The 25829-nt window shown below is 53.9% G+C and carries 24 protein-coding genes and 2 pseudogenes; 13 read left to right on the top strand and 13 right to left on the bottom strand.

All coding sequences use genetic code 11. From position 1 onward, the window contains the following. Positions 1-3: 3 nt before the first annotated feature. The 4 genes from DHN10_RS00125 to DHN10_RS00110 are packed head-to-tail and all read right to left on the bottom strand — an operon-like array spanning position 4 to position 3990. Entirely contained in the window at positions 4-1167 is a 1164-nt protein-coding gene (locus tag DHN10_RS00125; protein ID WP_108813241.1) for an FAD-dependent oxidoreductase, read from the bottom strand. After that, the gene (locus DHN10_RS00120; protein WP_108813240.1) at positions 1164-2186 is read right to left on the bottom strand and encodes a hypothetical protein; all 1023 of its coding nucleotides are present in this window, start codon (positions 2184-2186) and stop codon (positions 1164-1166) included. Before DHN10_RS00120 ends, DHN10_RS00125 begins: the two co-directional genes overlap by 4 nt. After that, the gene (locus tag DHN10_RS00115; RefSeq protein ID WP_234416931.1) at positions 2183-3001 is read right to left on the bottom strand and encodes a sugar phosphate isomerase/epimerase family protein; all 819 of its coding nucleotides are present in this window, start codon (positions 2999-3001) and stop codon (positions 2183-2185) included. Before DHN10_RS00115 ends, DHN10_RS00120 begins: the two co-directional genes overlap by 4 nt. Positions 3002-3030: 29 nt before the next feature. Next, a complete protein-coding gene (locus DHN10_RS00110; RefSeq protein WP_108813238.1) occupies positions 3031-3990 on the bottom strand; it encodes an NAD-dependent epimerase/dehydratase family protein in 960 nt (319 codons plus the stop codon). A gap of 288 nt (positions 3991-4278) precedes the next feature. Between DHN10_RS00110 and DHN10_RS00105 the strand changes: the two genes are divergently transcribed. After that, positions 4279-5874, top strand: a complete 1596-nt coding sequence (locus tag DHN10_RS00105; RefSeq protein ID WP_108813237.1) for a hypothetical protein — start codon at positions 4279-4281, stop codon at positions 5872-5874. A gap of 238 nt (positions 5875-6112) precedes the next feature. On the opposite strand, the pseudogene DHN10_RS00100 reads toward DHN10_RS00105, so the two are convergent. After that, positions 6113-6451: pseudogene (locus DHN10_RS00100) on the bottom strand (DUF3617 domain-containing protein); the annotation flags it as partial. 975 nt (positions 6452-7426) lie between these two features. On the opposite strand from DHN10_RS00100, the gene DHN10_RS00095 reads away from it, so the two are divergent. Next, positions 7427-7774, top strand: coding sequence for a helix-turn-helix transcriptional regulator (locus DHN10_RS00095; protein WP_108813235.1), 348 nt, complete (start codon positions 7427-7429; stop codon positions 7772-7774). Then, positions 7761-8246: a hypothetical protein gene (locus DHN10_RS00090; protein ID WP_108813234.1), complete on the top strand. Its 486-nt coding sequence runs from the start codon at positions 7761-7763 to the stop codon at positions 8244-8246. Before DHN10_RS00095 ends, DHN10_RS00090 begins: the two co-directional genes overlap by 14 nt. 183 nt (positions 8247-8429) lie before the next feature. Here the strand turns inward: DHN10_RS00090 and DHN10_RS00085 are convergent, their stop codons facing one another. After that, positions 8430-10037: a GspE/PulE family protein gene (locus DHN10_RS00085; protein WP_108813233.1), complete on the bottom strand. Its 1608-nt coding sequence runs from the start codon at positions 10035-10037 to the stop codon at positions 8430-8432. Positions 10038-10230: 193 nt separating this feature from the next. Between DHN10_RS00085 and DHN10_RS19620 the strand changes: the two genes are divergently transcribed. The 9 genes and pseudogenes from DHN10_RS19620 (at position 10231) to DHN10_RS00045 (ending at position 16674) form a co-directional block, all read left to right on the top strand. Further along, the gene (locus DHN10_RS19620; RefSeq protein WP_159086868.1) at positions 10231-11121 is read left to right on the top strand and encodes a PilN domain-containing protein; all 891 of its coding nucleotides are present in this window, start codon (positions 10231-10233) and stop codon (positions 11119-11121) included. After that, positions 11118-11669, top strand: a complete 552-nt coding sequence (locus DHN10_RS00075) for a GspMb/PilO family protein (protein ID WP_108813231.1) — start codon at positions 11118-11120, stop codon at positions 11667-11669. The genes DHN10_RS19620 and DHN10_RS00075 overlap by 4 nt, the downstream gene beginning before the upstream one ends. Next, positions 11666-12169, top strand: a complete 504-nt coding sequence (locus DHN10_RS00070; protein ID WP_108813230.1) for a hypothetical protein — start codon at positions 11666-11668, stop codon at positions 12167-12169. The genes DHN10_RS00075 and DHN10_RS00070 overlap by 4 nt, the downstream gene beginning before the upstream one ends. After that, entirely contained in the window at positions 12166-14166 is a 2001-nt protein-coding gene (gene gspD / locus DHN10_RS00065; RefSeq protein ID WP_108813229.1) for a type II secretion system secretin GspD, read from the top strand. Before DHN10_RS00070 ends, gspD begins: the two co-directional genes overlap by 4 nt. Positions 14167-14170: 4 nt before the next feature. Further along, complete coding sequence (locus tag DHN10_RS00060; protein ID WP_159086867.1) at positions 14171-15385, top strand: type II secretion system F family protein; 1215 nt, start codon at positions 14171-14173, stop codon at positions 15383-15385. After that, positions 15369-15449: pseudogene (locus tag DHN10_RS20145) on the top strand (prepilin-type N-terminal cleavage/methylation domain-containing protein); the annotation flags it as partial. The gene DHN10_RS00060 and the pseudogene DHN10_RS20145, both read left to right, overlap by 17 nt. Positions 15450-15491: 42 nt before the next feature. After that, on the top strand, positions 15492-15743 hold the full coding sequence (locus DHN10_RS00055; RefSeq protein ID WP_234416929.1) for a hypothetical protein: 252 nt from the start codon (positions 15492-15494) through the stop codon (positions 15741-15743). Further along, positions 15740-16093: a type IV pilus modification PilV family protein gene (locus DHN10_RS00050; RefSeq protein ID WP_108813226.1), complete on the top strand. Its 354-nt coding sequence runs from the start codon at positions 15740-15742 to the stop codon at positions 16091-16093. The genes DHN10_RS00055 and DHN10_RS00050 overlap by 4 nt, the downstream gene beginning before the upstream one ends. Next, positions 16090-16674 carry a prepilin-type N-terminal cleavage/methylation domain-containing protein gene (locus DHN10_RS00045; protein WP_108813225.1) on the top strand — a complete coding sequence of 195 codons (585 nt, stop codon included), beginning with the start codon at positions 16090-16092 and terminating at the stop codon, positions 16672-16674. Before DHN10_RS00050 ends, DHN10_RS00045 begins: the two co-directional genes overlap by 4 nt. On the opposite strand, the gene gspG is transcribed toward DHN10_RS00045, so the two are convergent. Together gspG and DHN10_RS00035 are read right to left on the bottom strand one after the other, a co-directional pair. Next, positions 16671-17102: a type II secretion system major pseudopilin GspG gene (gene gspG, locus DHN10_RS00040; RefSeq protein WP_108813224.1), complete on the bottom strand. Its 432-nt coding sequence runs from the start codon at positions 17100-17102 to the stop codon at positions 16671-16673. The genes DHN10_RS00045 and gspG overlap by 4 nt on opposite strands. 10 nt (positions 17103-17112) lie before the next feature. After that, positions 17113-17646, bottom strand: coding sequence for a prepilin peptidase (locus DHN10_RS00035; RefSeq protein ID WP_159086865.1), 534 nt, complete (start codon positions 17644-17646; stop codon positions 17113-17115). A 21-nt stretch (positions 17647-17667) separates the two neighbouring features. Between DHN10_RS00035 and DHN10_RS00030 the strand changes: the two genes are divergently transcribed. Further along, positions 17668-18351 (top strand): hypothetical protein, encoded by a 684-nt coding sequence (locus tag DHN10_RS00030; protein WP_159086864.1) that lies wholly within the window; start codon positions 17668-17670, stop codon positions 18349-18351. A gap of 70 nt (positions 18352-18421) precedes the next feature. Here the strand turns inward: DHN10_RS00030 and DHN10_RS19940 are convergent, their stop codons facing one another. The 5 genes from DHN10_RS19940 to DHN10_RS00005 all read right to left on the bottom strand — a co-directional run. Next, the gene (locus DHN10_RS19940; protein ID WP_108813221.1) at positions 18422-18760 is read right to left on the bottom strand and encodes a hypothetical protein; all 339 of its coding nucleotides are present in this window, start codon (positions 18758-18760) and stop codon (positions 18422-18424) included. Positions 18761-18770: 10 nt separating this feature from the next. After that, positions 18771-19763, bottom strand: a complete 993-nt coding sequence (locus DHN10_RS00020; protein WP_159086863.1) for an RHS repeat-associated core domain-containing protein — start codon at positions 19761-19763, stop codon at positions 18771-18773. A gap of 53 nt (positions 19764-19816) precedes the next feature. Continuing rightward, a complete protein-coding gene (locus tag DHN10_RS00015; protein ID WP_108813219.1) occupies positions 19817-20254 on the bottom strand; it encodes a DUF4279 domain-containing protein in 438 nt (145 codons plus the stop codon). Beyond that, a complete protein-coding gene (locus DHN10_RS00010) occupies positions 20244-25094 on the bottom strand; it encodes an RHS repeat-associated core domain-containing protein (RefSeq protein ID WP_108813218.1) in 4851 nt (1616 codons plus the stop codon). Before DHN10_RS00010 ends, DHN10_RS00015 begins: the two co-directional genes overlap by 11 nt. Before the next feature lie 266 nt (positions 25095-25360). Then, the coding region (locus DHN10_RS00005) for a tyrosine-type recombinase/integrase (protein WP_108813217.1) at positions 25361-25829 on the bottom strand (469 nt) is incomplete at its 5' end.

Raw genomic sequence — 25829 nt, 5'->3', positions numbered from 1 at the left:
TCATCATGCGGTACCGGGCAAAAGATAGGACAAGTTTGCATCCGTCCACTCTGGCTCTGCGGTTTTAATCAGGTCGAACAAGTCATAGATATTATCAATCTTACCGCCAAGGATCGATATGATCCGGCTGCTATCTGGCTTGCGCTGAAACAAAATCGGTCGCCCATCATCCTGCTCGTTCTTCTGCAGAACAGTTTTTACATCAAAGATGGATTTGCGAATCCCTAAGTTCGCGAGACATGGCACATATCTTTGGGCATCAACCTTCATTTGATGCGCCCGACTTTCGCCTTTATAGGACTGTGCGATCTGATAGGGTGATTTTGTCCCGGCGGTGTCTGCCCAGTTGAGATGGGGCGTATAGCGCACATGCGTCAATGAATAGAGCTGTTCTGCAGGATACGGCATTACCGAAAAGAAAGGCCCATCCATTAAAGTAATTGCTCGGCCATCCAGCTCTGTCGGGATGTCAGCCAGTACGACTTCCGTCAGTTCATGCTTGATATCCGCCGGGGGAAGAGACGCTTTACGCAGCAGTCTGTTCACATGGCTATAGGTGACGTTGAACACGGTGCTTGCGGTAATTTCACGCCCATCAGTTAGAGTAACGCGCACGCCTGTCTTTTCTTCTGTCAGGTTCACAACTTCGGTGTTTAACCGTAAATCCATTTTGTGTCGGTCGATCTGCGCCATCAAACCCTGCCGTAGAACGGAGTAGTCAAAGGCAAATTCGGTACAGTCGAAAGCGGCTTCGACCAACTCGCTGTTAAACAATGCTTGCTGACAGACTGAGGCTTTGGCGATCGGTGCGCCCATATCATGGAAATTGCGCCAAAACCGAGCAACAGGCACGCGCGACCCGTACCGCGCAATTCCATAAAGCATACGAAAGTCAGAAATCAACGCATCGGGGAATTCCTCAGCAAACCTCCTGTGTAGGACCATTGATTTCGCAGCCGTCAGCATACTGCGTGGATAGTGAAACCCGGTATGCACACGTGCCTGATTGACTCGACTGGCCCGCGTCATAATCTGATCACCTGCTTCGATGACTGCGATACGACCGGTCAGCGACCGCAAATAGAGGGCGAGACAACAGCCATAAAACCCACCCCCGATGATCAGGAAATCCACTTCATTGTCTTGAGATGATGAACGAGACGTCATTTCGCCTCATGTACTTTATCAGCGACAGGGGGCGCCACCTCTGGTTCCACCATATCTAAGTCAACATTCAATTCAGTCATCACATCACTGAACAAATCAACTGAACTACTTTCGCCTATGACGTCACGCCCGTGGTCAGGCAACAGAAGCTCGATAATCATCTGAAGGCCACTCGAAAGACAGAAGACAGCCATTCCAAGAAAGGCCGCGGTACCACTCAGGATAAGTGAAGTCGTGATCCACCCGGGCTGGATCGTCTCCATAAACATCCAGACGCCAAACACATAGAAGACAAATAGAATGGCTACAAAAGCAACAATCGCTGAAAGTACCGACAGATAGCTCAAAACACGCGGTGCCAGATTGACGATCAACTTTTGGATGATCGACAGTCTGCGTCTTGTGTCATGAAGACTGCGCTTCTGCAGTCCTGTTTGGGTTTTCACGGTGCTTTCTATCACATTGACAAAGGCGTCTCGGGGGGCAAACCGTAGCGCAAGACCCTTGTCGGGTCGCGATGCCAACGTGTCCAGCAGCGCGCGTGGATAAACAACCGTCTGCAGATCACGCGATGAGACATGAAAGCCGCTGGCCTTGCCAAGTGCACCAATCACAGGATCAAGAAGATTTCCTTTCTCACGGCGACTGACCACGATACCTGTTTCATCCACAGAGGTTTCGATCATAGTAATAAGATCAACGTGATCTGCCTCAGCACTGGTCGTGATAGCCAGAACATCGCCAATCGCTTGTACCGCTAAAACGATCCGTCGGCGGTAATGCGATGTACCCGTACGTACTTTCAAAAGGCGCAGATTTGGAACAATTCCGAACAACGCAGACAGCGCATCATGTTCTTTCGGATCAGCCAATACGATTATTTCCCAATAGCGAAACCGCTGATCGAGTTCGGCTGCAATGCCCTGCAATGCGTCAAAACCTTTTTGAGTGGGTAATGCTTCGGTGAGCCCGACAGAAACCAAGATGTCATCGCGTTGGTTGGTGGTTTTTTTTGTCATCCTGGATACTCATTTTGCAATGCGGCATCGCGTGACTGCGCCAACCGCTTTATCGCCGCGACAATGTCTACGACAGGATCAGATGTCGCGCGCATCTCGATTGAGACAGCGCTGTCATATTTTGAGCGTACGAGCGCAGTCAGCACCGTGGAGGCCTCAACTAAACTGGCAGGCGCTGGTCCCAGATCAGGTTCACTAAAATGGACATGAGATAAAAGCGCGCCCGCTTCCGCAGAAAGCGCAGGTATCTGTGCAAATTCATCGTTGATCTGCATTGCACCAACATCGAGGATGAAACTGATCGCCGGGTGATCTGTTTTGCGTACAAACCCAAGGGCCTGATCCCCATGGGTCAGAAAGTTGGTTCCATAGGTTGCCGGGTTCGCCTCAATCGCGATCTTTGTGCCGTGGGTCAGTGCAATATCACCTAAGCGGCGGAAAACGTCAGCAGCGCATTCTGTTGCATCCTCTGTGGACATACCCTCAGGAACGATCCGCTGCTTTGGCGCGCCGAAGACAAGATTGGGGATGCCCATCCGCCCGGCAAGTTGGATCGCACGTTCCATGCCCTCCTCCAAGCGCTGCAATGGTGCGTCCCCATCAAACAAAGCTGCCCCATCGACACCGAACAACAAGGCCTGCATCGACACTAGCGAAAGGCCTGCATCGGCAATCTCGTCCATAGCGCGATCGAACGTTTCCTGATCGGGAGCAAATGAATCTAAGGCATCAAAAAAGAAAAGACCCGGCGCGATTTCAAGGCCATCAAACCCATGATCCATCAACGCAGCGTAGACCGCTAACCGATCAACCACAGGCCAAGCAATATTTGAGGCTGCGAATTTCATGCAAGGGACCGCTGTTGCTGTAGAAACGCCGCTACGCGGGACGAGATCTGACTGGCATCCTCGAGATAGGGGCCCACCCGACCCCACTTTGCAGTGTGCAAACTGCGCATATCTTCGTTGTGCAAACGTGCCCCGGTCGAAGGCATCGGATGACCGGTTACGATCTGGTGGACTTCAGAAGCTGGCAGCGGCTCGGTCGCTAGATGCAAGACCCCGATATCATGCGCCCACGCCGTTTCAATATCCCGCCAAAGCCTGTCAACGCCATAGAATTGAAACGTCGTCTCAGGATGCGTGAACTGCACAGCGGTCAGCTCATTCGCGCCCCACGCAGTCTCAATCTGCGCCTGTACACCAGATGACCGCAGTGCCGCACGGTCGAGCACAAACATCCCGTTTTCATTGTTCAGGTGGTACACCTGCCGCAAAACATCCGCTTCTTTGTGAGCAACACAAACAAGCGCGGCATCCATTTTTGCTGCAGTCAGCATGCTGGGGACGGGGTTCAGCAGATCGAACAAGAAATTCTTCTTTAGCCCTGCACCAAACAACGCTGGCAGACGCAGGATCAAACAGTCATCGAAGTGTGCAGAACAAAATGCTTCAAGCGCTCGACGGTGCCTTCCGTAGGCGGTAACTTCTTGGAATGCCGTTGTCGCCTCATCATCTTGCCCGGCAAAGTCGGCAAGAACCGCAATAGTCGAAATCAGGACGAAACGCTTGGCCTTTATCGCCGCTATCCTTTGGCACAACGCATCAATTTGCGCTTTGTCGCGGTCGGGCAAAGTATTCGCTTCAAACATAGAACCTGGTGCAGCAGCGCATACGAGTGTGTCAAAGTCAGTGCCTGCGCTCTCGTCTATATTGCGCGAATTGAACTTTGCCGCAAAATTATGTTGGCGCGCAAGATTGCTCCCGACAAAGCCAGTATGTCCAATGATGCCATCAACTGCCAAAGGAGGTAACCTTACATTTCTAAAGTGATGTTTTCAGTAACGAAAACGATGTGCGTTAGGATCGCGGCTAACGTTCGTCAAATCAAGTTGTTTCGCTGGCGCGTTGTGTATCCAGATACGATTGGCTCAACCATGCACGTGATGTGAACTTTGCGAAGCAATGTGTCACTCATCCGGCTCATTCAATGGACAAAAAACAATCCTTGGATGCAGAGGACTTGTGAGGTTTCGTCGATGCGGCATAAAGATTGCTTATGAGACACCAAACTACAAAGAAAGACACAGCGGATGACAAACGACACGTGGAAAGCTGGGTACGCCGTTGCCTTCCTTCTGGCCGTTGTATTGTTTGTCCTGCTGGGCGTTCTTCAGTCTGACCGACCACTTTGGCAAGACGAAAGTGCTATTCTTGAAAACCTCGGTCTGCCTTGGGGATCGTATTTCACCGCACTTCCCTACAACGACCAAGCTGCACCACCGCTGGCATTGATCTTCCAAGACATAATCTGGCGTCTTGCAGACGGCGACGTATCATCGATGCGTTTGTTGATGTTGGGAGTGACAACGACAGTGATTGGCGGCGTCGGTCTATCGGCGATCCGGCGGGGGGATGCAGTGATGTTGGTTGCCCTCATGTTTCTAATGACTGCCCCGCATATCATTAGCTATTCTACTGAATTAAAGCACTACATTTTTGAGTTCGGTGCAGCGCTTGTCTTGATGCATGCCGCAGTGACACTTGATCTCACGCGCAAGCATGCATGTGTTGTGTTGTTCGTTCTATCCGTCGTTTTGGCGTTATTTTCATTCTCTTCAATGTTCATCTCCGTGGTGATCTTCCTCGATGCGGTTCTTTTTCGCACAAATGGACGGACCCGATTGCTTTGGGGCACTGCACTCGTGGGTTTTGTCATCGTATGGGTTGGGCTTTACGTCACCATCTTCAAGCCGGTCACATTTTATCAACTCACAAACTATTCTGAATCCTACGACAATCACACCTTGCTGGCCATACTACAAAGTGGAGGTTCTGGCCTCTTAACACCGTTGAAGCATTTGGTATTCCCCTCCTATTTCGGCATCTCACTCGGGCTAAGCATCTTTTGGGGCATTGCAATGGTGATAAAGCATAGGCGGTCAAAGCAAGCAGATCATATTCTCAGAAACCCAGATTATCTGTTTTTGCGTCTCGGCGTGGGGTTGATCAGCAGCGTTGTTTTATTGTCAGTGCTCGGGCAATATCCGATCTTTAATGGTCGGCAACTATTGTTCACGCAACCCGTCAAAGCAACTGCTGGGGCCGCATTTATCTTTGCAGTCTTCAAATGGGGCGAAGAATCGCGATCCATTAGGCTCGCTGTGGCATTGATCATCGCGACACTTACGTTGCCCAATGCCGTTCGACTGCCTTCCTTCACTTTGTCTGGCTGGTACATCTCCCAGGATACAAGCGCATTATATGAACACATCCAGACCCGCCCAGACATCCCTGTCGTTCCCAATTTACTGTTTGCCCGTACGCTGCGCTATTATGAAAATCGCAACCCAGAACCGCAGATATCAATCTTGGGTGAATTGCCCTTTGACACCCGCGTCATGGAAAGCACCGACGCCGTCGTTGCAAATCTGAATGCGAATGCCATCAATAAGTTGAACAACCATATTTGGGCACCTCTTGATGTCGAGGATTCTTATCGCGCCTACACCGACTTTGTGCTTAGGATCGCACAAGACACCGGTCGCATTACCTTTGCCGCAGCTCAATTCGAGGATGAAAGAGAAGCCTTTCTTGTCACATCTGCCGATGCGGCTGATTGTGCAATCTCAAGGGATTTCACCGGTCCCGGGGTTCGGAGCTATGACATTGACTGTGCGCTTCGTTGAATAAGGATTGGCTTTGGCTCGCGGCGGTACCTGAGACTAACATCAAGAACCCTGATCGTGAAATCGCGGATTGGTCGATCCACGTTTCGTCTGATGCAATACAAACGAGGCAGGTCAAGATGGCTATGATCCGGAGACCTTCGCTAGAAGACCTACCGTTTCAGTCACTGAGCAGTCTTGAATCCAGCGCTTAGGTCAGCGTCAGGACAATATCATAGGAAAAACTCATGCCAGTGCTCTAGCAGTCGCCAATGCGTTGCCCCTCGCCAGAGAAAATGGCGCGTGTTGTGCCACCAGGTCCGACAAAGGTCATGTTTGCGTCAATGTCGTATGTCGTGGTTGTGTAAGTGGCTTCGAAACGACCTTGTCCACGCGCGTTGTCTTCCGGATACTGACACGTCATGTCTGCCGATCCTCGACCAACCAGCAAAAGCTCATTTGACGTTGCACACTGATCTTGGCTCATGCGGCCGATCAGTTCGTTTGCAGTCATGCTTGAATCGCTATCGCTTAAGCAGAACTGCTCCGTTTGGCGTTCTACGATATCTCTAGGAACTACTTCCAGAGTGATCGAATATTGCCAAAGCCCGCATCAAGATCGACGCTCTGCTCTTGTGAATACGCGGGTGCTGCAGTCAAAAGCGCTACGACCAATAGTAACGGTGTCATTCTTTGCAAAGTTTCTCTCCTGATAGTGATATGGCGTTCCATATCAACATACGTGAACGTTGTTCACGTTCGATTTTCTGTCAACAAGCGAGATTGATGTCTGACGTAGTCGTCTGTGTGCAGGATGAGCGCCCCAGACTTGGGCGGGCGGTATTCTCTAAAGCGGTCGTTCATGTGCTGCGCAGCATCGGTCGAAGTGGGGCTCAAATCGGTCGTTGGCCTGATCACGATGTGACGATCAGAGGTGGTTGGCAAGTCCGCTGCCGCCTCACTACTCGGTTGTAACAAATTTGCAGTTCGTAATTTGTTGCCGATGCGCGAACACAAGGCTTCTTGCAATCTGAGGTAGATAACTTACCTTCGCGTCAACCGTATCGAATCTACGTGTATCTGCGACACTCACACATTCCCCAAGTGGATGCACATAGGCAAGCGGTTGCTCTTCCCCAAGCCCCGGCCTTGTGCCGGGGCTTTCCCGTTTGTTGGATTGCATGTGGTTCCTTTGTGGCCCGTGCTGCTAGCCTGCGCTTCGATCATGTGGTGGAACCGTTTTGGGTTGTAAGTCCGGCCCGATATCTCCGTCAAATCGTAGACAGCCTTGGGATAGTTCAGCCGCTTGTCCCAGAGTTGTACAGCATCAGTCGCAATTGCTGCACAGCCGATCAGATTGCAGGCAGAGATGAACAGGTGGGGGTGAGATGTGCGTTTGTCGGCGGAACACGTCAGGTGTTCCGGTCCCCAAGCGCATGTATCACCACACCATGTGCGTCTCTCTCTGCATAGCACTCACCGTATTGCCCTCCGGGATATCCTGACTACTAGGATGTCTTTGTCTCCCCCCATAGACTGAAGCTCCAGACGTTTAGCCATTAATCAAAAGTCTATGAGAACCCAATTCTCCGCTGATCTGCGTCTTGCACGCAGAAAGGCGGGTTATACCCAAGCGGATGTTGCCGCTTTGCTTTGTGACCACCAGTCAGTGGTCTCAGAGCTCGAGGACGGAACAACCCGTCCTGACCTGACCCAAATTATCACCCTGTCACTGATCTATGGACGGTCCTTTGAGGCCTTCTTTGCTGAGATGATGGAAGACTGCACCCGGCGCCTCAAACGGCGTCTGAAGCATCTGCCCAGCAATGTGCGGCAGACAGTGCATACCTTTAACCGAGGCGCCTCGCTCAAAGCCCTGCATGAGCGGCTTGCCAATCCCAGACCGCATGGCAGCGCTTAGTGTGTTGGCCATTGCAGTGGCCACCAGCAAGGTGGGCTATGTCTACATCTCAGGCGGCAAGCTGCAGGACTGGGGCATTGGCGTGAAAGTCACAAAGTCCAGTGCTGATCTGGTTGGCTTTGTGCAAGAGCTGATCAATGAGTTGAAGCCAGACGTTGTTGTGACCGAGAAGATCGGCAAGGGCTGTCGCAAGGGTGATCATGCCAAAGAGCTCATCCGATCAATCACGGAGCTAGCCAGTCACAACCCGGTGTTGGACGTGTCCGTATCCCGGCCACGGCAATACCCATCAAAGTATGAGGAGGCACAGGCGCTTGCAAAGGCCTATCCTGAGAGCGCAGGCTACTTGCCTAAGCAGAAGCGGCGCATCTTTGATTTTGAACCGCGCCGCATGGTGTTGTTCGAAGCCTTGGCACTGGCCGACAAGGTGATCAAGGGGCCGCCGACACGGTTAGCCGCAGCGATGGGGTAGCCACGCCATATACGAAACACCTGAAACCGTCCCGTGTGGGGCGGTTTTTTATTGGATATCAACCATTCTCGCAGAAAAGAACCTCGGCTTTGATGGCCAGGACAGACGACGTTTACCAGTCTGGTTTGAAATCGGTTGCCCTTCTCACATACAAAAGCACCCCGGGCGCTCCAAATGAATGGCTCAGTCCAACCCCAACGCCCGATGCGCTTCATCCAGTGAAATAGTCCTTGCCTCGACCAGAGCATGTGTTTGTGCAGCAATGCCGACAAAGCCGTCCTTCTGTGCAAGTGTCAGAAGCGTCGACCCTCGCCCACCTTGCGCGATTGCTTCAGAGAGATCCGGTGTCATTCTCAAAAGTTCGGAAACCGCCATGCCGCCCTGTTTGCCGGTAGTGTTGCAGGTGCCACACCCACCGCCGTGGCAGCTTTCACAGGTCGTGCGGACCAGTCTTTGCGACAACACACCTCGCAAGGTCGCGCCAACGAGATACGGTGCAATACCAAGATCAAGCAGGCGATCGACTGCACTTATCGCATCATTGGTATGGATCGTTGACAGAACCAACCGGCCAATCAAAGCAGCGCGAACCGCAATCTCTGCTGTTTCCTCATCGCGGATTTCGCCAACCATCATGACATTTGGATCTTGCCGCAGGATCGCGCGAAGAGCCTTGGCAAACGACATATCAATGGCCGGATCGACCTGGACCTGATTGACCCCCTCAAGCGCATATTCAATGGGATCTTCAACAGTGACGATCTTGCGGTCTTCGGAGTTTATCCCGCGCAAAGCCGTATAGAGCGTTGTTGTCTTGCCGCTGCCTGTTGGGCCAGCCACTAGGAATATCCCGTTTGGGCAGGCCATCAGTTGCTCAATCTCGGCTACGCGCTCGGGTGGAAACTTCAAAGATTTCCAGTCAAGTTGCATGCGACTGCGGTCGAGGAGCCTAAGTACGATGCTTTCACCGTGCTGCGTGGGCATGCTGGACATGCGGATATCAATGCTGCGACCACGCACAACGATGTCAGCCCGTCCGTCCTGGGGCCTGCGTCTTTCTGATATGTTGAGGTTGGCCATGACTTTCAGGCGCGAGGCGACGGCACTCCGCAAATCATCCGGGATCGCCCGGTCGTTTTGGAGCACACCATCAACCCGGTATCGCACCCGCGCGCCGCGTTCTTGTGTTTCCACATGCACATCTGACGCGCCCAGGCTGACGGCTTTGCCGATGATGTCATTGACCAGTGTGATGACCGGCCCATCGTTGGCAAGGGCCTCAAGACGCGCGACATCGCTCTGGTTTGCGCCTTCTGCGCGATCCTGATCTTTCGTTTCGGCCATCTCCAAAGCCGCTTTGATGGTTGTCGGAGATGCAATTGCACGGCGCACGGGTGCATCTAGAAGATATGCAATGCTGGCCAATATGTCGTCGGACTTAGGATCTGAGGTGGCAATGACATAGCCGTCGGGCCCTTGAGCGACCGGGATTGCCAGCGACCGCTTCATGAAGTTGAATTTCAACAGCCCCGAGTGAAGCAGTCCATGATCTAGCTCGTCGAATGTCAGATAGCTGACGCCAAGATGGCTGGCCAATGCTGCATAGGCGGCATCTTCTTCCAGTAACCCCAGTTCGAGAACTGCCCGCATAACGCTGATGCCGGTTTCGTTTGCAGCAATACTGACACGACGCGTTGTGATTTCTGGCAAGAGGGCCTGATCAGCCAGAAAGGCCAAAAAAGCTGTTTCGTCGAACGACTGCAATGGATTTGCCAATGTCTTACTACGCATTTGCCTCTACTCAGCGGTATGCATACTACAAGTAGTACACTAAGCTAGCGCAAAACGTGTGCGTGTAGCGCTGCCTGGACACATTATGACCGCAAATACCCTTTCGCACCTTTGGCGCGCTATCCGCCGCGTCCTTCACGACGCACTGCCGTGTTGGGTACGGGTGATGTTTCTTGCAGAGCCGTCTGCAAGAGTGTTGCGCTTTGACGGGATACCAGCTCGCGGCATAATTCATGAGTCAATTTCGGTTCTCACAACGCAGGGAAACGTTGCAGGTCGACGCAATGTGGACGTTGTTCTGCCACAGGAGATACTGCTGGAACGTAGCATCGAGATACCGCCAACCGCCGTCTCGAAGCATCGTGCAATTGCCGAACTTAACTTGCTGCGGCGAACGCCCTTCAACCTCTCAGAGGTGCACTGGGTTCTGAGTGGTGATGCCACGTCTAAGTCAGATGTCCTGTGCCAGTGGGTCGCCAAAAGGAGTGATCTTTCACACTACCGGAACATGCTGTTGTCACATGGCTACCGGGTCCGGCGCTTTGTCGTTGCCGGTCAGAAAGGACAAGCTGTGCTTGCGGATTTCACCTCGGACGTGGCTCCCCGTGCAGCAACCTGGCGCAGAATGAATGTACTATTGCTGATCGGAGCGATTGGCGCAGGTCTATTGCTTTGGCTGCAACCCGCGTGGCAAGCAAAGATCGAAGCTGATCGTCAGCTCGCCGCGCGGGACACGCTTCGCAGTGAGGCGGTAGCGCTCCGCACCAAAATTGAGGCGCTCAAAGGGCTTGATACGGCGCGAGCCGCTTTCATTGAGAATGTGTTCGAACGCCCAAAACTGGTTGATGCGCTGCACCAGATGACCGTCGCGCTGCCAGATCATGTGTGGGTATCGGATGTTGAATTTGTGGCGGAGCAAATATTGATCAATGGCGAAACTTCACAGTCAGCAGCAGCTCTCGTGCTGGAATTAACGGATGCGGGATTGCCATTTGAACCTGCACTGTCCGGATCAGTATCGCGCACCGCTGAAGGCAAAGAGCGATTTGGGATTGTGTTCAATGCGAATGGATCCCGTCAATGATCCGCCAACGTCTCATCCTTTTCTCGGTGATCACGATGTTCGTCGCCTCGCTGTATCTTGCCGTGGTTGCACCACTGAGCGCCTGGCGAAGCGCCAGCCTTGAAGGACTTTCGTCAGTCGAAAACGAGATTGCTCAACTGGAAGCTCGCGTAGCGACACTGACCATCGGGCAACAATCATTTGTCTCCGATGATCTATCGGGTTTGACATGGGAAGCTGCGCAAATGGCGGAGGCGACGGCGATCGTGCAGTCCGCTGTGAACGACACGGCACGAGAAAACGGCATCGTTTTGCGCTCTATTGCACCCGCTTCAGGATCTGAAACGGAGATCGAGAGTGCCATTGGATTCCGTCTGGAGTTCGAAGCGCATCTTGATCAGTTGGTCCCGTTTCTGAAGGCTGTGGAATTTGGCCAACCCGCTCTTGTTGTAACCCGCGCAAACTTGCGCAGGCTCTCACGACCCAATCAGAGCAATCCGCAACCCGAACTTTTTGTGCAGATCGAGCTCGCCGCACCTGTAACCCTCACGGATGAAGGCGAAGGATGAGCAAGTTGCTGCCATTGTTGGGTACGTTACTGCTTGCCGCATGTGCGGGCGGCCTGGGGTATCTGGCCATCACGGGCGCTCCAAAGCAGATGCCGTTAAGCCGTCAAAACACCACAGAGAACCCGTCAAATCCGCTCCCATCGCAATCTGCAAACCTGGCGTTACCTACGGCACAACCCGACACGGTCTATGCCGCCATCACGCACCGCCCACTTTTTGCGCCAACACGCCGTCCGACGGAATTGTTGGTTGCACAGACGTCGGTTGCGCGCGAACCGATAGCGAAAGCTCAAACCCAGAGCTGGCCCGATGACATCGTCTTGTCAGGTGTATTGGGCACCGGTGATGACCCTGTGGCTCTCATTGTGGCGAACAACGATGAAGGAGAGTGGTTTCGCGTTGATGACAGTTTTGAGGGTTGGCGCGTCACCGAAATCGGGGCAGATTGGATCGTATTTACCGCTGGCGATGAACACGTCCGCCTGGAGTTATTTGAATGAAGAATGGATTTCTTGGTGGTCTCGCCCGGGCAATGATTGGGGCGCTGTGTATTCTGGGCATTGGCTGTACAGAACCCTCAGACAGAGAACGCACGCGTCTTCTCGCCAATCAGGAAAATGCTGCGGGTGTAGGCGGCAGCGCCATTGAACGGTTTCGGACTCTCCTGAATGGCCCAGCCCCCGAACGACGGGTCTTGGGTACGGACGCATTTCTGTCGGACGTCCCTGGTGGGAACGCAAATCTGGTCGAAACCTCCACTGACGGCGCCTTCACGCTCAATCTCGTGAACGTGCCCATCGATCAGGCCGCACGCGCCGTTCTTGGTGAAGCATTGGGCCGAAACTACTCGGTCCGACCAGACGTCGTGGGAGCCGTAACGCTGCAGACAACCCGCCCCCTGTCCGAGCGGGCGCTGCTTGAGACTTTCCAGACAATACTAGAGCTCAATGGTGCTGTGATGCAGGTCAATGAGAACCTGATCAGCATCGTGCCAGCGGCAGGTGCGACGCAACGCGTGGGGCGGCTCGGAGATCCGCAGCAATTGGGCGCGCGCGTTGTTGCGGTACCGCTGGCATTCATTGGCACCGCCGAAATGATGCGACTTCTTGAACCAATCGTTGGCGACGGCGTCCGTCTGCAACCCATCCCACAGCGCAATATCCTGCTGATTGCAGGCACCCGGGACGAGATTAATGCTGCCATTGAGGCTGTGAACCTCTTTGACGTTGATGTTCTGGAAGGCAAGTCCGTTGGTCTGTTCCGGCTCCGTGCTGCTGAGCCTGAAGCCGTCGTTGAAGAGCTGAATGTCATCTTTGAGACCCGCGAAGGTGGCAGCCTGCAGAACGTTGTCACTTTTGTGCCCTCCACACGTCTGAGCGCTGTTTTGGTGGTCACATCCCGGCAGAGCTATCTTGATGACGCGGAACGCTGGATTCGTGATCTTGATCGCACCGCAGGCGGTGCGACCCGCAGGCCCGTTGTCTACAACCTCCAAAACCGAGGAGCGGTGGAACTTGCGCCGGTACTGACAGAGATGTTGCAGGAGGTTGCGGCTGAAGATGGTGGCCCTGTGCAAGGCACTGCCCGGATCGTGGCGGATGATACCAAGAACGCAATCATTGTTTGGGGCAATGACACAGAGCAAGAGAACCTGGCACGGCTCATCGCGTCCCTGGACACAACACCGGTCCAGGTCTTACTTGAAGCAACCATCGCAGAAGTGTCCCTGAATGACGAATTAGAGTTTGGCCTCCGGTGGTTCTTTGAAAACGGGGATGCGTCCGGCACATTCAGCGATGCGTCCAATGGTGCTGTTACTTCAAACTTCCCCGGACTGTCTTTGGTCTTCAATGGCGCGTCGCCCTCGGCTGCGATCAACGCATTGAACTCAATCACAACCGTCAATGTCGTGTCATCACCTAGTCTGCTTGTCCTCGACAATCAGGAAGCGAAGCTGCAAATCGGTGATGAGGTGCCAATTGCCACGCAACAAGTTCGCGATACCGGTGCCGCAAATGCCCCCGTGGTGAACACGATTTCTTTCCGCAACACCGGCATCATTCTGCGGGTCAAACCAAGGGTCTCCAGCGGAGGGCAGGTGATCCTGGAGATTGAGCAAGAGGTCAGCAGCGTTTCCAACACCACAACATCCGGTATCGACAGCCCAACCATTGCGCAGCGCAAGATCGAGACTTCAGTGATTGTCAGTGATGGACAAACCATCGCGCTTGGCGGGCTCATTCAGGAAAGCAACAATCGCACCAATGCACAGGTACCTGGTGCAGGCGACGTACCAATCCTTGGCACGCTGTTCCGGAGCAGATCCGACACGGCAGCCAAAACAGAACTCCTTATCCTGATCACACCGCGCGTCATCCGCAATGGACAGGAAGCACGCAGTGTCACTGATGAGTTGCGACAACGGATTGGTGGTGCAGACGGATTGATCACAAATGGTATTGCAACACCAAGTGTCGGCCATCGGATCGTGCAGTAGTTCTATGCCACGCTTTGTCTACAACGCGATTGATCAAGGCGGGGCCCGCGCCACCGGAGAAGTTGTCGCGGCTGATCAGATCAGTGCTTTGGATCTGGTGGCGGCAAAGGGGCTGACCCCTATTGACCTACGCACTGCCGCACACTCACAGCCTTGGTGGAACCGCGACATCGCGTTGTTTGGCGAAGCGGCGCTCAAACCCAAGGAACTCGAGGCGTTCTTTTCTGCACTATCAGCCATGTTGATGGCCAAAACGCCACTCCCAAAAGCGTTAGAATTCTGCGCAGACCTTACCACTGACCCGATGATGAAACCGCTTCTGGAGAATGCTCTCGAAAAGATCGAAGACGGTCTGTCTTTGGCAGACGCTCTGTCGGACGGCAGCCCTTCATTCCCAGAGCGACTGGTAACAATGATCCGATTGGGGGAGAGCTCGAACAATCTCGGGCCAGTCGTAAAACGTGCGGCCAGGATGCTGGAGTCCGAGGCGCGATTGCGCGGTGAAGTACAGCAAGCGCTGATTTACCCGATCATATTGCTTTCTATGTCTGTCTTTGTGTTGAGTGTCCTGATCTTTTATCTCGCACCAACCCTCGCACCGGTGTTTGCGTCGGCAGACACCGCACCTCCGACAATCATTGCGATCATGCTTGCGGTTCAGCGCGCAACAGCCACGGATTGGCCTTTGATCCTTGTTGGGATCACTGCAATTGGAGTGTTGGGCTATGCAGCGCGTTCAAGCATCAAAACGCTCGTCCATGCCTTATTCAGGTGGTTACCAGGGTACAGGAAATACACCTCGAAAAAAGAAACCCTTCTCCTTTGCCAAACCCTCTATCTGATGCTGAGTAGTGGCGGCCACATCACCGACGCCCTCAGAACCGCAGCAGACGCCACCGGCAATCAATCCTGGCGCGCGATGCTGACCAAGGCAAACCAAGGTATCGAAGACGGCCAATCTCTGGGTGAAGCGCTGCTAGGTGATCCCCGCATTGACCAGATGACGAGTACAATTCTGAAGACGGGTGAAGAAAGCGATCAGCTGGTGTCTGTCCTTGGCCCAACGATTGCGACCTTGCAGGTGCAGACATCTCAGATGCTTTCACAGACAGTCAAGTTGCTGACACCGATCCTAACACTGGTGATTGGCCTGGCAGTAGGTGCGATTATCTTGTCGACGATTTCAGCCATCATGGATCTCAATGATGTGGTGCTCTGACAATCGACAAGCGGGGTTCAGCATTCTGGAGGCTCTGGTTGTATTGGCAATTCTGTCGCTCACGGTCGCGGTATTTGCGACAGCCCGGCCTGGGCCGTCCTCAGGCATGCGGCAAGAAGCGCGCATAAGTGATCTTATTGCCGAAGCGGCTCAGGCACGAACAAAAGCTATCTTTGAAGGCACACAGCAGCAGTTTGAAATCACCGAACCGCTTTGTTCGGGTAGTCCCCAGGTTCTGACGTATTTTGCAGATGGCTCAGCCGCTGAGATACAGATTTGTTTGGCTGGCGAAGAGGACTTCTACTGGTTGCATCTCGATCCGCTCACGGGATTGCTGACCCGAATGGACGCACCATGACGCGCCGCGCCGGATACTCTTTGTTCGAAGTTCTGATTGCCTTCGTGATCATGAGCCTGGTCCTCGCCGCGCTGATCCCCGGACAAGCCCAACTTCTCGGGCGTGCAGCTATGCAGGAAGAACAATTGCTTGCCTATGACTACGCACTGTCCCGCATAGCAGCTTTAGAGACTGCACCATTGGTCGCGCAGACCCAACAGGACAGTTATCGCGACTGGGAGGTCACAACAGAGGTTCTGCCGGGTGGCGCACTGGCAAATGGCGTCGATACAATCGCAATCACCATTGTCGTGCGTGATCAGCAAAACCGAATCCTCGCCACAGCCGAGACGCTGAAGGTCGCCCGATGAACTGGCACGGCCGAAGTGGGATGACGCTGATGGAGCTCTTGGTGGCTCTGGTTCTGGTTGCCGTCATCGCCACTGGGCTTGCGTCATCGACCAGCCTTGGAATCCAGGTCCTCGACCGGACGCGCAATTTGGAAGAAACAAGCGCCGAGATCGCTTTGCGGCTGAGGTTGCGGCATTGGCTTCGAACAGCCACATCTCCGGCGACAGTCACCGATCATGGGACAGGCATCGTCGGTGATGCGACGGGAATTCAATTTACAACGCTGGCACCTGCACCCTTTGCCCCGCAAAGCGCGGCACTGCGCATGACCGTTAATATAAGCGCGCAAGCAATAATTCTCCGTATTGAGGAGCTTGACGATGATGGGGGTGTGATCGCAACGCATGATCGCACGCTTGCAACAGGGATCAGCGGTGCTGAGATCAGCTACTACAGCAATGAACCCGATGCCGTTGGTTGGCGCGATCATTGGGACAACCCAAACCGACTGCCGCTGCTGATCCGCATCATTGCAGATGAGGGAAGTACGCCAGCGTGGCCAGAGTTCACTGTCCGGTTGGTGTTCGCAGAGAGTGGTTAGCGGCCAACGTCGGCATCTTCGCCAGTACCACCTCGTGTGCCATCGAGGCCAAAAGACATTACGCTGAAATCGCTACCCTCTTCAGGTGCCACATAGACATAATCGCGGCCCCAAGGGTCTGTAATCGCATCCTCAGTTTCCAGATAAGGCCCTTGCCAGGATGATTCTCCAGGTGGAGAGGCAAGCAGTGCTGCCAAGCCCTCTCCATCAGAAGGGTATCGGCCAACATCAATATAGAAGAGCTGCACGGCCTGGCGCAGTTGTTCGGCTTGCAAGTCGGCAGTGTCAGTCTTGGCGCGACCCAGATAGCCAATCAACCGTGGTCCCGCGACGGCAGCAATCAACGCAATAATCGACAGGACAACGAGAACTTCGAGGATTGTGACACCTGATGTCCGTGTCCATTTGGTATCTTTTGATGAATGCACACCGTATCCTTCAGAACAGCCAGATCACCCAGGTAGAAAGACAAAGGAATGGGCCAAACGCAACCGCTGTTGTCCCGATATCCGCAGTTGACTGCCTATTGATCAGCTTTGTCAACGCAATGACCGCAATCCCGGAAAGAGCCGAGGTAAAGACAACCAGCGTTGTCTGTGCAAACCCCAGCCACAAGCCGATGCCGACCATCAGCTTCACATCGCCAAATCCCAGACCTTGCCAGCCACGCAGCTTTCCATAGCCAGCGCCGACAATCCAAAACAAGAGGGGCCAAACAATCCCGGCGGAAATCGCGTCGATAAGATTGCTGCCGGTGGCATAGGCAAACGCACCACCGGTCAGGGCCAGCAAGGAGGCTGCTACGTCTGGTATCTCCAGACGTTCAACATCAACAACGCTGATCCAGATCAGCAGGGCCGCCAAGATGAATGCCTGCGCAAATGGGAACGGCAGATGCCAATACCCTGCGACCGCAAAACCAGCGTAGAATGTGACGTGCAGCGCAATCAACGATATGCGTGAAGGTGGCATCCAGGTCATGGGACTGCGGGTATGATGAAAACGACGGCAAGACAATATCGGACAAGTGGGCAAAGTGGATTTGCGATCATCGTTGTGCTTTCGTCGCTGCTGATCCTCACAATACTTTTTGCCATCGCCAGCCAGCGCAGTATGGCGCATGTGCAAACCCAAAGCGCTGAACGCTATTTGGCCAAACAGCGGCACGAGAACGCCGCGATTTTGACCATTCTACGCGATATGGGTGATGAAGCAGCTTCGTTCGACACCCTGACGTTGCCCGTCCCATTCGAGGGCGCAACGGTAAGACTGCAGGATGTTGGCGGGTTGATTGATCTCAATACTGCGTCGCCGGAGCTGCTTGAACGCATGTTTGACGTGGTTGGGTTTCCGGAAGATGCCGCCAGATCTGTGAGGGATTGGAAACAAGATGGGCAGCGGTTTATCCGTATTGATGATGTGATCCGGGTGACGAATGCTGATGCGATTTTGCTAGATGACATGCAATTTGTAGCGACCGTGCATTCCGGGCGGCGTGGCATAGCACCCAGCGTCGCACTAGACGCCGTGTTGGAGATTGCAGCCGTCAATGATGAGGCAGCGCCGTCAATGGCAAACTTTGCAGTTTATCGGGCTGGCAGGCAGGGAGAACGGCTGATTGGTGTGGTCAATCTTGGTTCATCGGCGACGCAATCACGACTACTGGAAATGCGGTAGAAAGCGGCAAAAGTTTACATACCGGAATTCTTAGGAGGGTCAGCGTCACTTCAAAAGCCTGTTTGGTAACTCACTGCTCCAACAATTCGAGACGTGATAACCCGCGAAGCAGAACCTCTGTTTGTCTTTCCCGTGTAAAATCTTTTGACATCAGAATCCGCTTCATGACACTCAAGAGACTCCTTTTCGGGGCAGTTTCATACTCCGCAATGTCAATCTCTGATTCGAGTAGCCTGCAACGTGCTTCTCTTTTTTGATCAAAAGTCAGGTCGCAGTGTTTAATCCGCTTTGACAAGTCTGATAGTTCGCGCTTCGCATCTGGGATTCTGTTCTCCAGCACAAGAAGTAGGATTAGTTGCCTACGCTTTGTTATTTCCGCTTCAATTGATGAAGAAAAGTCATCTTTCATGTTCGAAATCTCAACCTCTACGTCGCGGCCAATACCGGCATGTAAGTGCACCGTTCCGGGCCGAGGGAACAGAACTCGGCCAGACACCGGTTCCTCTACATGCATTATAACAGGTTTGACATCTACTTTCACCATATACTGAACCTGGGAAGCCCCCTAATCTGGAAAGAGTGCAGGCTTTATAATGTTCAAGGCACTGGTCAGCACCGCAGTTCAGCGGCAGCGCCTCCCCATTTCCCATAGCGGTCGGCGTCACTGCCAAAGTTAACGTCAGCGCGGCAATCCGTGCGGTTATGCTGGCACCCGAGCCTACTCCATTCAGACCCGGCGACTGACCGGTATTTGGGAGCAAGTCCGAACCAGATTCTCCGGGATAGATAGTCGTTGTACTCTGCTCCCCCCTCGGATCCACATAGCGCCCCGGATTCTGCCGCACATACCCATACACGCTCGCCCCATCCACCAGCCCCAGCGGATCGGCTTGGATGTACCGTCCTGTCGTGGGGTCGTAGTCCCGCATCCAGTTCTGGTGCAGCCCGGTCTCGGACTGGAACCATTGGCCGGGGAAGCGGAGCGCGGGGTTCGGGCCTGAGGATGCCTGCACGCCGCCGAAGGGCAGGTAGCTGGCTTCCCAGACTTTGGTGCCAACCCCATCTGTCGCAAACACCGGTCGCCCGATGTGGTCGGTCCGCACGAAGTAGAGCGTGCCGTTTTCATAAACCCCGACAACTGTGCCATTCGCCCAAATATACTCACGGATCAGGCTGCTGGTGCCCGCTGTCTCATCGTAGTCATACTCGGCAATCCGGTTCCCGTCCCGGTCATGGATGGAATGGATCGTCTGGCCGGCTTGAGTCAGCCGCCGGATGACCTGCTGGCCAAGGGCGTTGTAGTCATACTCGGCCTGAATGACCCCGTTGATCGCGAAGGAGGACATGCGGTTGGCGGCATCGTAGTTATAGCCGTATTCAGACAATGACACGCTAAACGCGGTGCTTTTCACTTTTGGTTCGCCACGTTCTTGGCATAGAGGTGTTGAGTCTCAGGCCAGACTCGCTACCCTTCAGTTCCTGAAGTCACATCAACGGCTAGTTCAACACCAGACCTAGCCATTATCTGGATTTGTTCTGCGGAAAAATTCAAACTCCTTGAACTTGAGTTTCTGTCGTCTAACCGGGACGAAACAAAGATTGAGATACGTACGGCTTCGACGTTAGGTATAGCTTTGCGTAAATCTGTTCTCATGGGTAGTTTGCCAAAAAAATCATCCACCAGTACCGTCAAATCTTTGGTATTCCGTCGCATTCTATATGACCAAAGACCTGTTTTTCTAATGATTTCAGAACCACGTCCAGTGAACTTATCACCTTTTCGCCATGACTTTGTCGCCGCAACTCCAAGTGCATCGTCAACAAGTTGGGGATTAAGAAAGTCACCAAAGAGGTTTATTGATACTTGCATAAAAACCTCTGCTTCCTCTTCATCAGTCTTCATCAAACAAGTTTCCTACGCTTTCACCGTCTTGATCTATGACATCACCAGTATCAGGATTTACGGCATAGTCATCGTCTCCTCTGGAATCTGGAGTGTGCTGTTTGATTCCATGAAATTTATTTTTCGCATCCCGGGGTCCTACTCCATTTAGACCGCCCCAAGCAATTGCTCCGACGTCACCCGGCAGATACCCTGGAGGGCGAGAAGAAGGCGAGATAATCGGCGGTTTGAACAAATCGTCAATCAGCATCCCGCACGCGTCTATAAAGTCGTTTACGGGTTTCTCACAGTAGAAGTAACACCAAATGAACGCCGCGCCACCTAACGCTAGTGGCACTAGAGGAATAGCAAACTCCCCCCGTGGATCAATATACCTCCCCGGGTTCTGCAGTGCATACCCATACACGCTGGCCCCATCGACGAGCCCCAGCGGATCAGCCTGCATATACCGCCCGGTTGTCGGGTCGTAGTCCCGCATCCAGTTCTGGTGCAGGCCTGCTTCGGCCTGGAACCACTGGCCGGGGAAGCGCAGCTCGCTGTTCGGCCCAGTTGACGCCTGCACCCCGCCAAATGGCAAGTAGCTGGCTTCCCAAACCTTTGTGCCCGCGCCATCGATTGCAAACACCGGCCGTCCGATGTGATCGGTGCGGACGAAGTAGAGCGTGCCGTTTTCATAAACCCCGACAACTGTGCCATTCGCCCAAATATACTCACGGATCAGGCTGCTGGTGCCAGCTGTCTCATCGTAGTCATACTCGGCAATCCGGTTCCCGTCCCGGTCATGGATGGAATGGATCGTCTGGCCGGCTTGAGTCAGCCGCCGGATGACCTGCTGGCCAAGGGCGTTGTAGTCATACTCCGCCTGGATCACCCCGTTGATCGCAAAGGAGGACATGCGGTTGGCGGCATCGTAGTTATAGCCGTAGCCGGGCCCGTTGCGGTTATCAAAGGTGACATTGCCCGCTGCATCATAGGTCAGCGTGCGGGTGCCACCGGCGCTGAACGCGATCTGGTCGAGGCGGTTAGAGGTCGTTGGATAGGTGTAAGTATCCGTTGTGGTACTGCCACCAGCAAAGGACATCTGCTGCGTCCGGTTGCCAACCCCGTCATAGAGCCAGTCCAGCTCACCCCAGGCCCCATCCGCTGATGAGAGGAACTCGCGCGGGGAGTAGCCGAAGGTTTCATTTTGGGCTGGCGTCAGGTTGTCTGTAACCGCGCCCAGATTGTCCCGGTTGGTCCAACTGTAGGTTTCATCGCGCAGCGTGGTCCCGCTGCGGACATCCAGCAGCCCTGTCAGGCGATACGAGCTGTCATGAGTCGCTGTGAGCGTGCCTCCATCACCATATGTCATTGCCGACATCGGCCCCATGGGCAGGTAGGTCAGCCCACTGACCACATCGACTGGAGGCCCATAGGTGCTCGTGAGCGGGTCATAGGCGCGCCATTGTACTCCGCTCAGGTCGCCATCCGTGTCATAACTCAGCAAGGCTTGTGAGCCACTGGGATAGTCAACTTCGGTGATCTGCCCCACCGCATCACTCTGATAGGACGTGCTGTAGGCGATCCCATCCAACGTCCGCAGATCCTCAAGGAAGGCCCCGCGTGCCGTGCCGTTGCTGTAATCCGAACGCCCGCTTTCATCGGTGACAGAGGCCAGCGTGCCGATGTTCTGCGGCTGCAAGGGATCATTGTGGTAGGTGAAGACCTGATCCAATGCCGCATCTGACGGGAAGGATTTGGAAAGCAAGCGCCCGCCATCATCATAGGTGTAGTTTGCGACTGTTCCGCGCCCGTCGGTCATGGACGTCGCCAGACCACGCCTGTTGTAGCTGTAGCTCATGGTCCCACGGTCCGCACTGACCTCACTCACCAATTCCCCAAAACCGTTATAGGCAAAGCTGGTCGCGATACTGCGTGGATCAGTGTAGCTGGTCAGCTGATCACTCTCATCGTGGTCCATCGTGGTGGTGCCACTGGCCCGGTCAACCAGATCGGTCATCCGGTTCAGCGCATCATAGGACATGGTTGTCGTCAGGCTGGTCGCATCCGTGACCGTTGCCAGATTATCTTCCACGTCATGGCTGAAGGCTGTGCTTTGCCCGTTGGACCCAAGGCTTTGCAGGATTCGCCCCAATTCATCGTATTGGGTCTGTGCGAGATATGTGGCCACAGCACCGGTATCGCGGTATTCCGTCTCGGTTACATTGCCCATCGCATCATGATCAAACGTGATGGCCTCGCCGGATGGGGCCTCGATCTCGATCAGACGTTTGGCCTCATCATAGGTATAGTCCCAGATGCGCCCGAGCGCATCGGTGGACGAGGTCATCTGACCGATGATGTCGTAGCTATATGTGGTGACGTCATTGACGCCGGTTGGTTCAAACACCGACTGCACCAACTGACCTTCGAGATCATAGGTCAATGCCCATTCAAAGCCTTGATGATCACGGATTGATGTTGGTTGACCGGATGGCCCGTAGGCCAACACCTCCTGCATCAGCCCTTTGGGATCTGTTGCGGTCAGAACCTGTCCACGCGCGTTGTAGGTGAAGGTTGTGACATCGGTCACACCATCGGCAACCAAGCCCGGGCCATCAAGTGAGGTCAACACCTTCAGGCCAGAGGCCAGCGCGGTGTAGGTATAGGTCCACGTCCGCACTTCACCAAAGTCAGGGCTGCCGGTCAGCACATCTTCCTGAGCATAGGATGTCAGCAAGCCATCGGCGTCATAGGTGAAGGTCTCAGACAGCTCGGAGGTCACGCGGGACAGAGGCTTGCGCAGATCACCTGTTGGCCAAGTGTATGTGGTCACACGCGGTGCAGTGCCATCCGCATCTTCGGTCCGTGTTAAGATCCGACCGATGCTATCGCGCGTGATCGCGGTCCGCGCACCATTCTTCTCAATCCGCTCAATGATGCGCCCATTGGCATTGTATGACATGGTTGTGTCAGACGGCAGACAACTGGATGTCGAGATACCCTGCACACCAACAATCCGGTCCTGACCCGCAATCTCCTCGAAGGAGTAAACCGTATCTTTGCCCAGCGGGTTGGTTGCCGTAATCGAGAAGCCATTTGTTGTATCAACGGGCATGCCAACCGTGTGCGTATCGACAGCACCAAAGTGGCTGGTCGTGATGGCACGCGGCTTTGTTGTCGAATACTGGCTATCGTACTCAAACGCGGAGTAGTTGTATGTACCGATGCTAGCCGGCACGAGCTCGAACACTTCGATTTCCGAGACATGCAGATATTGGTTGCTATGTTCCAATGAAACGTAGCGGACATTGGCAACGGCCCCGGTTGAGATTGTATGAACTGACTCGTCGCCAGCACCGGTAATTGGTGCGGATCGATGTAACTCGTTGTCTGCTGAGTCATACAAAACGATCATTGCACCATTCAGGCGCCTTCCGACGCGTCCTCGCCGATCCCGGTTTGAAACCACTACTGTGGCCAGCGTTTTATCAGACCCCATATCCAACTTGAAGAACTCAAGTGCACCGTTGTTTGTGGAACCGAAGTTTCCGCGCCACTTCAAACCATCAATTACATTCGAAGGGGGGTACAAGGCGACATCATAGTCTGAGCTCGATTCCACACTCGCAGCGAAAACCTGTACCTCCGATGCGTCTGTCCAGCCCAAACGACCGTCTGAGATGCCCACAAGCAGATCGCGGCTGACACTGCTAACGGTATTGTCATAGGCGAACGCTTTGTCAGTCATCACCGTACTGGAACTCACATCCGTGACGGTGGCAGAAGTCATCAGGAGACGGTTTGTGAAAAGACCAGCAACCTGATAGCCCAGATCGATCGCGACATCCGTAGAGATCGCAACGCCATCATAGTCAGTATCGATGTCAATCTGCGAGACAACCGGCACGGTAGCACTGGGATTCAACGTCTCATCCCATGTGAACTCCGCATATTGCCCACGATTGTCAGAAACAGAAGAAACCCGGTTGTTGACATCCCGGTTTATAGAAATCGCATAGCCGTCGGGCCAACGAATTTCCGAGAGAAGTGAGACATCCGCGTTAATGTCCTCGTACAAATCCTCACGACCTGACCCATGGCTCAGGACATGGCGTCCGCCTTCCACCACCACCGACAGCGCCAGGGTGTAGTTGTGGTCTCCGCTGACAGGTGTCGCACCTGATCCCGAGAAATGCAGGATGGTGCCATTTGCAAGGTGAACCACGCGCGTGCTCGATCCATGCACCTCAATGCGCTGTGACCACTTGGAGAACCAGTTTTGGCCCCATCCATCGGTTGATCGATTGGTGCTTGTGAAGCCATCGGTGCGGTAGAAACGGGTGAAATTAAATCTTGGATCAAGGGGGGATGCCCAGTCAGTGACCGCCTCACTTTTCTGACCGGTTGCCAGATAAATTGGGTTCCCGACCTTATCCTCAACGTCACATTGCAAGGTGATTTGTTCGGGCATGCAGGCACCAAGGCCGAAGGTCGAGGTACTGTGCACGCTTGGGTCAGTATCGCAGTATTCATCACCACCAACGCTGAATGTCCCTGGCGGGGTAACGCTGCCAAATCCATCATGTGCTGCATGGCAAGTGTAATCCGTGCCTGTACGCACGCCATTCGCAGAAAAATGCTCAAAAATCTCAATGGCAGTGACGCGGGTGTTTTGGGCGGACGGAGGGTCATTAACTTTCGCGTTTATCAGGCACTGCGCGGGGACATCATTTGCGTGGAAATTCGAGATTGAGCTGCGAGAAAAGAACTGCTCGGCAACATTCTCATCGTGGGAGTACGCTTGCGTCGCGAGAGAGAATGCCAAAACAGCTACAGCAAACCGCTTGAGAAAAATCATGTAATATCACCAAAATGTATCAATTGTGAAAAGTTGGACTACAACCTAAAGAAACCATATCGGCACAGGTGAAATACGCAACTCCAAATTGAAGGGCGCAGAGGAGAGGCGTTTCAGCAAGCATGTGATGCTCCGTTCGACGCGAATTCCCAGAGGCGGATTACGTCGGACGTCGCTTGGACTACCAGTGAATGATTGTTTGTGCACATTGGTGTTCGTGCCGCCCTGGATGTTTATCCTTCTGAGTGCCAAACTCACCCTCACCCTCACCACATCCTCTCGGCAATCCCGCGTTCCTCCATTCCACTGGCATCTGCATAGATCGCCGTTGTGGACATATCGGCATGCCCCATCCACTTCTGCAGGAGATTGAGGGGAATGCTGGCATTGAGCGCATGGATCCCAAACCCATGCCTGAGCCCCTTGGGACAAGCCTGCACGCCTGTGATGTCCGCCTCTGCCATCAGCTGCTTGATCCAGCGATAGGCAGTGCTGCGATTGAGTGGCCGGTTGCGGTGCTGCCAGAGCGGCGCGTCAGGTTGTGTTTGATTGGCGTAGCCCTGCAAAACATCTGCAAGCTCAGTTGGTATCGGCACTTCGCGGAACACGTTCCTTCGGCGTCGTTTGAGCGTCCGGTATGTAATCACGCGAGTTTCAACTTGGATGTCGTTCGGTGTCAGAGCCAGCGCCTCCGATATCCGGCACCCTTTGTAGAGCAGAGTCAGGCCCAGAGAA

It is taken from the genome of Loktanella sp. Alg231-35, assembly GCF_900143545.1.
Lineage (GTDB): Bacteria > Pseudomonadota > Alphaproteobacteria > Rhodobacterales > Rhodobacteraceae > Yoonia.
The sequence above is the reverse complement of the archived record's forward strand: the minus strand, read 5'-3'. Positions and strand labels throughout refer to the sequence as shown.